Raw genomic sequence first — 9,544 nt, forward strand, 5'->3', positions numbered from 1 at the left:
ATCCGCCCGTAGCGCAGCTCGGCGGCCTTGGCCAGATCCCCGTCGCGCTCGGCCCGCTCCGATTCGCCGCGCAAAGCGTCCAGCTGCTCCTTGAGCTCGCGGACGATCTCGATCGCGTTCTTCTCGTTCTGCCATCTAGTCGTGAGCTCTGCCAGCTTCTCTTTGTGGTCGGCCAGCTCGGCGCGCAGCTTCTCCAGCCGCTCCTTGGACGCCTCATCCTCTTCTTTGGACAGCGCCATCTCTTCGATCTCGAGCCGGCGTACCAGGCGCTCGACCTCGTCGATTTCGACGGGACGCGAGTCGATCTCCATCCGCAGCCGGCTGGCCGACTCGTCGACCAGGTCGATGGCCTTGTCAGGCAGGAAGCGTGCGGTGATGTACCGGTCGCTCAAGGTGGCAGCGGCCACCAGCGCCGAGTCGGTGATGCGCACGCCGTGGTGCACCTCGTAGCGGTTCTTCAGCCCGCGCAGGATGCCGATGGTGTCCTCCACTGATGGCTCGCCCACGTACACCTGCTGGAAACGGCGCTCCAGCGCGGCGTCTTTCTCGATGTGCTTGCGGTACTCGTCGAGCGTGGTCGCGCCGACCAGCCGCAGTTCACCGCGGGCCAGCATCGGCTTGATCATGTTGCCGGCGTCCATCGCGCCCTCGCCGGTTGCGCCGGCACCGACGATGGTGTGCAACTCGTCGATGAACGTGATGATCTGCCCGGCCGAGTTCTTGATGTCGTCGAGCACAGCCTTGAGCCGTTCCTCGAACTCGCCGCGGTACTTCGAGCCGGCGACCATCGAGCCGAGGTCGAGCGCGACGATGGTCTTGTCGCGCAGGCTTTCCGGCACATCGCCGTCGACGATGCGCTGGGCCAGACCTTCCACGATGGCAGTCTTGCCTACGCCCGGCTCGCCGATCAGTACCGGGTTGTTCTTCGTGCGACGGGAAAGTACCTGCACGACGCGGCGAATTTCGTTGTCCCGCCCAATAACTGGGTCAAGTTTGCCTTCGCGGGCGCTGGCGGTCAGGTCGGTGGAGTACTTCTCCAGTGCCTGATAGGTGGCCTCGGGGTCGGCGCTGGTGACCCGTGCGCTGCCGCGGACTTTGACGAACGCCTCCCGCAAAGCCTCCGGGGACGCGCCGTGGCCGGTCAGCAGTTTGGCGACCTCGGAGTCGCCGGTGGCCAGCCCGACCATCAGGTGCTCGGTCGAGACATATTCGTCGTCCATCTCGGTGGCCAGCTGCTGCGCGGTGGTGATGGCAGCCAGCGATTCGCGCGACAGCTGCGGTTGCGAGCTGGCGCCGCTGGCCTGCGGCAGCCGATCCAAAATCCGCTGCGCCTCGGCGCGGATGGTGGCGGGCTCGACGCCGACAGCCTCCAGCAGCGGCGCGGCGATCCCGTCGTTTTGGGTCAGCAGCGCCAACAGCAGATGGGCAGGCCTGATCTCCGGATTGCCGGCCGCGGAGGCCGCTTGCAGGGCCGACGTCAGGGCCGCCTGCGTCTTGGTTGTCGGGTTAAAAGAGTCCACGACACCTCCGTTCGGGGTCGAAAGGGCCTAAAGGGGCCTGCTAAAAATGCTTGTCGCGTTGTTCAACGTCGTCAAGGTTGAGTCTGTTCCGCTCAACTCTAACGGATTGCGTTCAGCCGGTCGATCGGAGACTTATTCGAACGTATGATCGATCGGTGGGCGACCTCGCGTCGATCGGATACAACGGGCAGCCGATCCGCAGCCCGTTTCGAGTGGTGCGCCCGCCCATCACCGTGCTGGTTGACCTGACGGTGCTGTTCCCGCGGGAACCGCACCGCTCGGGGCGCTATCGCCCGAACGGCCTGCAGCTGCACAAGGTGGTCGAGGGCCGGCTGACCTGCTGGGGCATTTGCGAACAGGGCGATTGGTGGGGGCTGGTGACCTATCCGATCGCCTACGGGTCCAGGCGTAAGACCGTCACACACTGGGTCCCGGCCTGGACGCTGCGTCGCAACGATGCGGGCGAGGGACGAGCCCGCTAAGGCGCGGCGCAATCGAAGCGTTAACCGCCCAGTCACGATGACGCGTCCTCCTGCTCGCTGATGTCGTCGAGCACCTCGCCCAACGCGGTCAGCCGCTCGCGCCAGTACCGCTCGTGCGGACTGAGCCACTTCGAGATTTCCTGCAGCGGTCCGGGATTGACTCGGTAGTGGCGAAACCTGCCGTGCTTGTCCTCGGCGACCAATCCGCAGTCCCGCAAGACCTTCAAATGCTCCGACACGCTCGGCCGGGCCATGTCGAAGCGCTCGGCCAGCGCCACCACGGCGCGTTCGCCGCCGAGCAGCATGTCGAGGATGTCGCGACGGGTCGGGTTGGCCAGCGCCGCGAAGACAATGTCGGTGCGGCCGGCCTTGGCACGTGGTGGCATGACGACGATATTAGGTAGGATTCTTCCTACTTGTCAATCCTCGACTCTTGCGCAGCGTTCGTTCGTTACCAAGCAATGCGAAGATGCAGCCCGTGACAGAAAGTTGGGGTTCTGTACTAGCGACGCTGATTCCGCTCGCGCTGGTCGTCGCGGTCTCGCCGTTGTCGGTCATTCCGGCGGTGCTGGTGTTGCAAACGCCGCGGCCAAGGCCGACTGGCCTCGCCTTTCTCGGTGGCTGGCTGCTGGGCCTGGCCGCGCTGACCGCGGTCTTCGTGGTGTCCTCCGACGCGCTCGGCGCGCTGCGCGAGTCGCCGCCTGCCTGGGCGTCCTGGCTGCGCGTCGTTCTCGGGTTGGCGCTCATCGGGTACGGGATCTACGAATGGCTGACCCGGCGCCGACACACCGGGTCACCCAAGTGGATGCGGCCTTTCACAACCCTCACGCCCGCGCGCGCCGGGCTAACCGGGCTGGTGTTGGTTGTGATCAGGGTCGAGGTGCTGACCATGTGCGCCTTAGCTGGTTTGGCGATCGGCGGCAGCGGGCTTGGCATGTCGGCTAACTCGATAATCGCCGCGATCTTTGTCGTCGTCGCCGCATCCACCGTCGCGATCCCGGTCTTGGCGTACGCGGCCGCCGGTGACCGCCTCAACGAACCGATGGCGCGGCTCAAGAACTGGATGGAGCGGAACAATGCCGCGCTGCTGGCGGCGATCCTGATCGTGATCGGTTTGATGGTGCTCCACAACGGCGTTCGCGCGCTGTAACGGGGGCCGCTCAACCCGGCATAAAATCGTCGGGCGTGAGCCTCAACGACCGGAATGCACTGGCGGTACTGCATGCTGCCATCGATCCGGACGACAAGAACGGGCTCATCGGCCGGTTTTACACCCGCTGGTTTTCCCTCGACGTCTCGCCACGCGACCTGTTCCCGCCGGACATGGCCAACCAGCGGGCCGCCTTCGCCCATGCGCTGAATTGGGTGTACGGCGAACTGGTCGCCCAGCGCGCCGAAGAGCCGGTGGCGTTTTTGGCTCAGCTGGGCCGCGACCATCGCAAATACGGCGTGCTCCCCGAGCATTACGAGACGTTACGGCAGGCGCTGCACGCGACCCTGCGAGACGAACTGGGCGAGGCCTGGACCGACGCCGTCGACGCGGCCGCCCAGCAGTCGCTGAACCTGATCACCGGGCTGATGAGCGGCGCCGCCGACGCCGAGCAGGGGCCGGCCTGGTGGGACGGCACGGTGATCGAACACCTGCGAATCTCCCGCGACCTGGCCGTGATTCGGCTGCAGCTGGACCGCCCGATGCCCTACCACGCCGGCCAGTACGTCAACGTCGCCGTGCCGCAGTGCCCGCGACGGTGGAGATATCTCACGCCGGCCATCCCATCGGATGACAGCGGCGCCATCGAGTTCCACGTCCGGGCGGTCTCGGGCGGCATGGTCAGCAACGCCATCGTCCACGAGACCCAGCCCGGCGACCGGTGGCGACTGTCCAGCCCGCACGGCGGCCTGCAGGTCGACCGCGACGCTGGCGATGTGCTGATGGTGGCCGGCAGCACCGGGCTGGCGCCACTGCGCTCGATCGTCATGGACCTCACCCGCTGGGGTGTGAACCCGCGGGTGCACATGTTCTTCGGCGGCCGCTACCCGTGCGAGCTCTACGACCTGCCCACCTTGTGGCAGATCGCCGCACACAATCCCTGGCTGTCGGTCACGCCGGTCTCCGAGCACAGCGCCGACCCCGCCTGGGCCGCCGACTATCCCGACGTGACCCCGCCGCGCGGACTGCATCTGCGCCAGACCGGCAAGCTGATGGACGTCGTCACCAAATACGGCGGCTGGGGGGACCGGCAGATCCTGATCTGCGGCGGACCGGAGATGGTGCGCGCCACCAAGGCGGCGCTGATCGCCAAAGGGGCGCCGCCGGAACGCATCCAGCACGACCCGCTGTACAGCTAACCTTGGCTCGTGCACATCGTCGCGCTGCGGGACCCGTCGTCCAATCTGGAGGCCCAGTTCGTACCGGACGCCGGAATGATCGGCGTTTCATTGACCGACTCGGGCGTTGAACTGTTCGGCCAGCGCGGCGGCCTGGATGCCTACGTGGCCGACGGCAAGACGATGGGCATCCCGATCCTGTACCCATGGGCAAATCGGCTGGGCGCCAACACTTATACGGCGGAGGGCACGACGGTCACGCTGACTCCCGGGCATAACGGGGTACGAACCGATCCTAACGGACTGCCGATCCACGGCGTGCTCGCCGCTTATCCGCGATGGCGGGTGACGCATCAGTCCCCGAGCGAGCTCGTCGCCGAAGTGGACTTCGGCGACGACCAGGACTTGTTGGCCAGCTTTCCGTTTCCGCATCGGCTGGCCCTGACGGTCCGGCTCTCCGCGCGGTCCTTGACGATACGCACCGCCGTGACTCCCAGCACTAGCCAGGCGGTGCCGCTGTGTTTCGGCTTCCACCCCTACCTGCAGCTGCCCGGCGTGTCCCGCGACCAGTGGGTCATCGAGACCCCGGCATTGCGGCGACTGAGCCTTGACGAGCGGGGATTGCCCACTGGTGAGACGACGACGCAACCGGCCCTGACCGAACAGTTGGGCGACAAGGGTTTTGACGACGGCTATGACGAGGTTGCGGACGGCGCGGTGTTCGCGGTGTCCGGCGGCGGCCGCCGTGTCGAGGTGCACTTCGAGCAGGGGTATCCGGCGGCGCAGATCTTCGCGCCGCCAACTGAAGATCTGGTGTGCTTCGAGCCGATGACGGCGCCCACCGATGCGCTGCGCCGTGGCGGATATCGGTCAGCGAGCCCCGGCGAGTCGGCGGTGGCGATGTTCTCAATCCGGGCTTAGCCCCCGCGTTCACGCGGTGCGGCTAAACGGGAGGAGGAAGCGCAACTTCTCACCTAATTTGTCTCGTGTCAGTTAGCGCGAACATTCGTCTAAGCGCAGGCACCCTTAGCAAATCCCGGGCAGGAGGTGCTCCATACGGCGCCCGTCGTCGAACACACCCTCGTTGATGGCGTCACGGATAGCGACCGTGACCGTGGCCAGCGCACAGGTTGTCGATCTCGGTGTTGGTCTGCTTGATGTGCTGCTCATAATCACCGTCGGCCGGCGCGTCAACTCTCCCTGCCTCGCGCCGATGACCGAAGAGCGCCGCCTTAACGGCGTTTACAACCTGTCCATCTCGCGTCCCATGCGGGCGCTCTCAATGTAGTACATACGGCGCGCCACATTCTGCTGTCGCCGTGAGGGTGTTTCGGTCGTTGAGGTCGCGAAGACCCGGCCCAGCGCAGCCATCAGCCCGTTCCCGGGCCGCGACGCCGCAGCGGCCGCGGTGCCGAACATCACCTGCTGCTCGGTGACCAGAACTTCAGCGGAGGCTGGCTTCACCGGCGGCACTGCGGACGGTGTCGTGGGCGTCGGGTTTTGGGTGGCATGCTCCACCACAGGGGGCGGTGGCGGTGAGTTCAGGGTTTCACTTGTTTGCATGGCAATCGCCTCCTAAGTTGGGTTGGCTAATCGGTGACGCCTGCTGGCGCTGACGTTTGTGCGTTCGGTGCGTGTCAACGCGTTTTGTCGACGCCTCCTTCTCCTCCAGCGTGGGGTGGGCTGTTGCTGCCTAACATCGGCGAATATGCGTATCTCGCCGCCCGCGACCTGCGTAATTTTGAGCTGCATAGCGCAGGTGGCGCGGGCCCACTAACGGCATCAGCCGTGGCAGGCCGCTTGTTGTGCGAGCTGGACGCGGGAGGTGACGCCGAGCTTGGCGTAGATGTGGGTGAGGTGGGTTTGCACAGTGCGCGGCGAAACGAAAAGCCGCGCTGCGACGTCTCTGCTGGTCAGTCCTTCCGCGACGAGCCGCACCACGTCGCGCTCGCTCGGTGTGAGGGATGGCCAGCCGCTGACGGGGCGCTTGCGGCCAGTGTGGCCGCGCAGTGCGTACGCGATCGCTTCGTCGGTGGACAGCGCGGCCCCTTCGTCCCATGCGCGGTCTAACTCGTCCCGCTCCAGCGCGTTTCGCACCGTCGCCACCCAGCGTTCGTACCCCGCGTCGTAAATCTTGAAGCGCACGAGGCCGGTGCGGTTGCGGATCGCCTCCGCCGCACCGAACATGCGCGCCGCCTCCCGCTGGCTGCCGGCATCGGCGGCCACCCCGGCGAGGCATTCGAGGATGTCGGGGACCGCCAGCAGCGCCTGCACCTCCGCGGCGCACGCGAGCCCGGCGCGGGCGTGGCGTTCGGCCAGCTCCGGGTCCCCCTCAGCGATCGCGATGCGAGCGCGTGTGGCCAGCGCCACCGCCAGGTGCCCCCCGCTCATTGCCGACACGGCAATATCCGCCCACTCACGTGCCGCGGTGAGATCACCACGGGCCAGTGCGACCTGCGCCAGTGAATTGATGTCGTACAACGCGAATTCCTGCGGAGCACCCAGCCGCTTGCGGGCCGCCGCGCTCGCTTCCGCCGCCGCCGCGACATCACCTGCGGCCAGGGCCGCCGTGGCCAGCGCGGCATAGCCGTAACCCTCGCTGTAGCCCCCGAATTGTTCGGCTGCCTCGACGGCCGCTTCGGCGGTCGACCGCGCCTGGCCCGCCTCACCGTGGTAGGCCAGCGCGTGGCCCAGATTGACCCGGCCGCACCACCTGAAGAGGAGATCGTGAGCCGCGTCGGCCTCTTCCGTCACCTCGCGTAACTCGGCGATCGCGGTTCTCACGTCGCCGTTCATCATGCGTGCCGAGCCGAGACACCAGCGGCATTCACGGGAATGCAAACGGGCGCCTATGGCGTCGGCGAGGTCACGCCCTTCCTCGCCAGCCATTCGTGTCGCGCCAGCATCGCCTGCGGCGTGGGCCGCGAACGCCTGCCAGGACAGGATCTGGCACAGCAGGAACCCGTCTCCCAGTGCCCGCGCGATCTCCATCGCCTCCGCGAAGTAGGGTCGAGCCCCATCGCCGTCATAGGAGGCGATGCTCCCACGCGCGATCAGCGTGCGGACCAGCAAAGCTGGGTCCCCGACTTCGCGTGCGATCGCCAGCGCTTGTTGGACCTGACCGGCATTTTCGCGGATGGCTCGCGACGCATGGAGCACGGCCCTGTTGGCGAGCGCGCGCGCCCGCACCGCGGGCGCCAATTCGACGTGCTGGACGCCCGGGTGGTCGAGAACGCCGTCGAACCAGGCCAATCCCTCGCTAACCCGGCCTCTGATAAGCCACAGTGACTGCAGTGAAGACGCGAGCTGTAGGGCGAGGTCGTGATCGGCGTTGTCGCGGCTGAAGGCGAATGCGGCGCGGAGGTTGTCGATTTCGATTTCGGCCAGCTCGAGCAGCCGCTCGTGACCGGCGGGCGCCGGGGCGTCCAGCTCGGCCGCAAGTGACGTGTAGTGATCACGATGACGCGCACGCACGGCGTTCTGCTCACCGGACTCGCCGAGCTTTTCCAGCGCGTACGCGCGCACGGTTTCCAGGAGCCGGTAGCGCATCCGGGAGCCGTGGGTTTCGGCCATCGCAAGCGACTTGTCGACGAGCATGGTCAGGTGCTCGAGCACCTGGTCGCGGTCAAGCGCACCGGTGGCTCCGACCGCCTGGGCGGCCTCGAGATCGAATCCGCCCATGAACACGGCCAGCCGGCGAAACAAGATCCGCTCGGACTCGCTCAGCAACTCATGCGACCAATCCTCTGAGGCGCGTAACGTCTGGTGGCGATGCACTGCCGTGCGCCCACCGCCGGTCAGCAGCCGGAAGCGGTCTTGAAGACCCTCGAGGATGTCGTTCAGCGATAATGCGCGCACCCGCGCGGCGGCCAATTCGATGGCCAGCGGCATCCCATCAAGATGCCGGCAGATCTCCCGCACGGCGGCAGCGTTGTCGTCGCTGAGGTCGAAATCGGGGCGAACCCGGCGGGCGCGGTCGGTGAACAGTTCGATGGCTTCGTCAGCCAGCGACAGTGAGGGAACTCGCCAGGTGACCTCGCCGGGCACCCCCATCGGTTCGCGGCTGGTCGCCAGCATGGTCAACCCCGGGCATGCGCCGAGCAGGGCAACGATGCGAGGCGCGCAACTGTCGAGCAGGTGCTCACAGTTGTCGAGTACCAACAACATCCGGTGGTCGTCGATGAAACCGGTCAGTGTGTCGAGCATGGAGCGGCCAGGTTGATCGGGTGCACCCAGTGCACGGGCAACAGTCACCGGCACCAGGTGAGGATCGGTCACAGGCGCCAGGTCCACCCACGACACGCCGTCGCAAAACTCGCCGGCCAGCTGGGCCGCGACCTGAACCGCTAAGCGTGTCTTGCCTGCGCCGCCTGTTCCGGTCAGGGTGACGAGTCGATTGTGGGCCAGGATTCGACGCACCTCACAGATCTCGGCATCGCGACCCACGAAACTTGTCAGCTCCGCTGAAAGGGGTTCCTCGGCACAAACATTCAGCGTTTGAATCGGCGGAAACTCGTTGCGAAGGTCGGGGTGGCAAACCTGCACCACCCGTTCCGGACGCGAGAGATCCGGCAAGCGGTGCCTGCCGAGATCCATTAGCCACACATCAGCGGGGAGCCGGTCGGCTGCCACATCTTGGGTCGTGCCCGACAGCACGATCTGGCCGCCGTGCGCCAAGTCGCGCAGGCGCGCGGTGCGGTTCATCGTTGGACCCAAGTAGTTGCCGTCGTTGAGCAGCTGCACCTCGCCGGTGTGCAAGCCGATGCGCAGCCGGATCGGCGCCGGCAGCGCCATCCGCTGCAACTCCACAGCGCAGGCCAGCGCATCGCTGGCCCGTGTGAAGGCCGCCACGAAGCTGTCGCGCTCGCTCCCGTCCACCGGCCGCACACCGTGATGGGCGGCCACGATGTCCCACACGGCGTCATCAACTAGCGCAACGGAGCTCATCTGGTCAGGCTCGGCCTGCGGTGGCTGCGATGAGTCCTCGACTTCGGCTGCAAGCAGCGTCACCGTCCCGGTGGGCACAAGCCCGTCGACGTCTCGGCCGCTCTGGTTCGCCGCCGACCTGCCCCCCATGACGCCGTCGTGTTTGCCTATACGCCGTGACCAACGGAGGCTCGACATCGGTGTCATCTCTCTTGGGTCCGTTGCCCGCGCCTGATGGTCGATCCGGTCCGAACCCTGACCGCGGCGCGCGTGCCGCTGTGAAGCCCA

The 9,544-nt window shown here is 66.6% G+C and carries 8 protein-coding genes; 4 read left to right on the forward strand and 4 right to left on the reverse strand.

What is annotated here, in order from left to right; translation table 11 throughout:
- The coding region (locus VEI45_RS10540; RefSeq protein WP_324852856.1) for a Clp protease N-terminal domain-containing protein at positions 1–1,520 on the reverse strand (1,520 nt) is incomplete at its 3' end.
- Between the two features lie 155 nt (positions 1,521–1,675).
- Here VEI45_RS10540 and VEI45_RS10545 point away from each other — a divergent pair.
- Positions 1,676–2,002, forward strand: coding sequence for a hypothetical protein (locus tag VEI45_RS10545; RefSeq protein WP_324852858.1), 327 nt, complete (start codon positions 1,676–1,678; stop codon positions 2,000–2,002).
- Positions 2,003–2,034: 32 nt separating this feature from the next.
- Here the strand turns inward: VEI45_RS10545 and VEI45_RS10550 are convergent, their stop codons facing one another.
- Positions 2,035–2,388: a metalloregulator ArsR/SmtB family transcription factor gene (locus VEI45_RS10550; RefSeq protein WP_324852860.1), complete on the reverse strand. Its 354-nt coding sequence runs from the start codon at positions 2,386–2,388 to the stop codon at positions 2,035–2,037.
- A gap of 92 nt (positions 2,389–2,480) precedes the next feature.
- Here VEI45_RS10550 and VEI45_RS10555 point away from each other — a divergent pair, with 92 nt between their 5' ends.
- Genes VEI45_RS10555 through VEI45_RS10565 form a run of 3 tightly spaced genes read left to right on the forward strand, consistent with a single transcriptional unit; the run spans position 2,481 to position 5,251 of the window.
- The gene (locus VEI45_RS10555; protein ID WP_324852862.1) at positions 2,481–3,152 is read left to right on the forward strand and encodes a GAP family protein; all 672 of its coding nucleotides are present in this window, start codon (positions 2,481–2,483) and stop codon (positions 3,150–3,152) included.
- A 35-nt stretch (positions 3,153–3,187) separates the two neighbouring features.
- Positions 3,188–4,351, forward strand: coding sequence for an FAD-binding oxidoreductase (locus VEI45_RS10560; protein WP_324852864.1), 1,164 nt, complete (start codon positions 3,188–3,190; stop codon positions 4,349–4,351).
- Positions 4,352–4,360: 9 nt separating this feature from the next.
- Complete coding sequence (locus tag VEI45_RS10565) at positions 4,361–5,251, forward strand: aldose 1-epimerase (protein WP_324852866.1); 891 nt, start codon at positions 4,361–4,363, stop codon at positions 5,249–5,251.
- 321 nt (positions 5,252–5,572) lie between these two features.
- Here the strand turns inward: VEI45_RS10565 and VEI45_RS10570 are convergent, their stop codons facing one another.
- On the reverse strand, positions 5,573–5,893 hold the full coding sequence (locus VEI45_RS10570; RefSeq protein ID WP_324852867.1) for a hypothetical protein: 321 nt from the start codon (positions 5,891–5,893) through the stop codon (positions 5,573–5,575).
- Between the two features lie 219 nt (positions 5,894–6,112).
- The gene (locus VEI45_RS10575; RefSeq protein WP_324852869.1) at positions 6,113–9,406 is read right to left on the reverse strand and encodes a LuxR family transcriptional regulator; all 3,294 of its coding nucleotides are present in this window, start codon (positions 9,404–9,406) and stop codon (positions 6,113–6,115) included.
- Positions 9,407–9,544: the final 138 nt, after the last annotated feature.

Origin of the sequence: Mycobacterium sp. (genome assembly GCF_035623875.1) — a bacterium.
Taxonomy (GTDB): domain Bacteria; phylum Actinomycetota; class Actinomycetes; order Mycobacteriales; family Mycobacteriaceae; genus Mycobacterium.

Bases quoted from the DNA above. Each gene is read 5' to 3' on its own strand.
- VEI45_RS10575 (WP_324852869.1), bottom strand. From the start codon at position 9,406: ATGGGGGGCAGGTCGGCGGCGAACCAGAGCGGCCGAGACGTCGACGGG.
- VEI45_RS10550 (WP_324852860.1), bottom strand. From the start codon at position 2,388: ATGCCACCACGTGCCAAGGCCGGCCGCACCGACATTGTCTTCGCGGCG.
- VEI45_RS10570 (WP_324852867.1), bottom strand. From the start codon at position 5,893: ATGCAAACAAGTGAAACCCTGAACTCACCGCCACCGCCCCCTGTGGTG.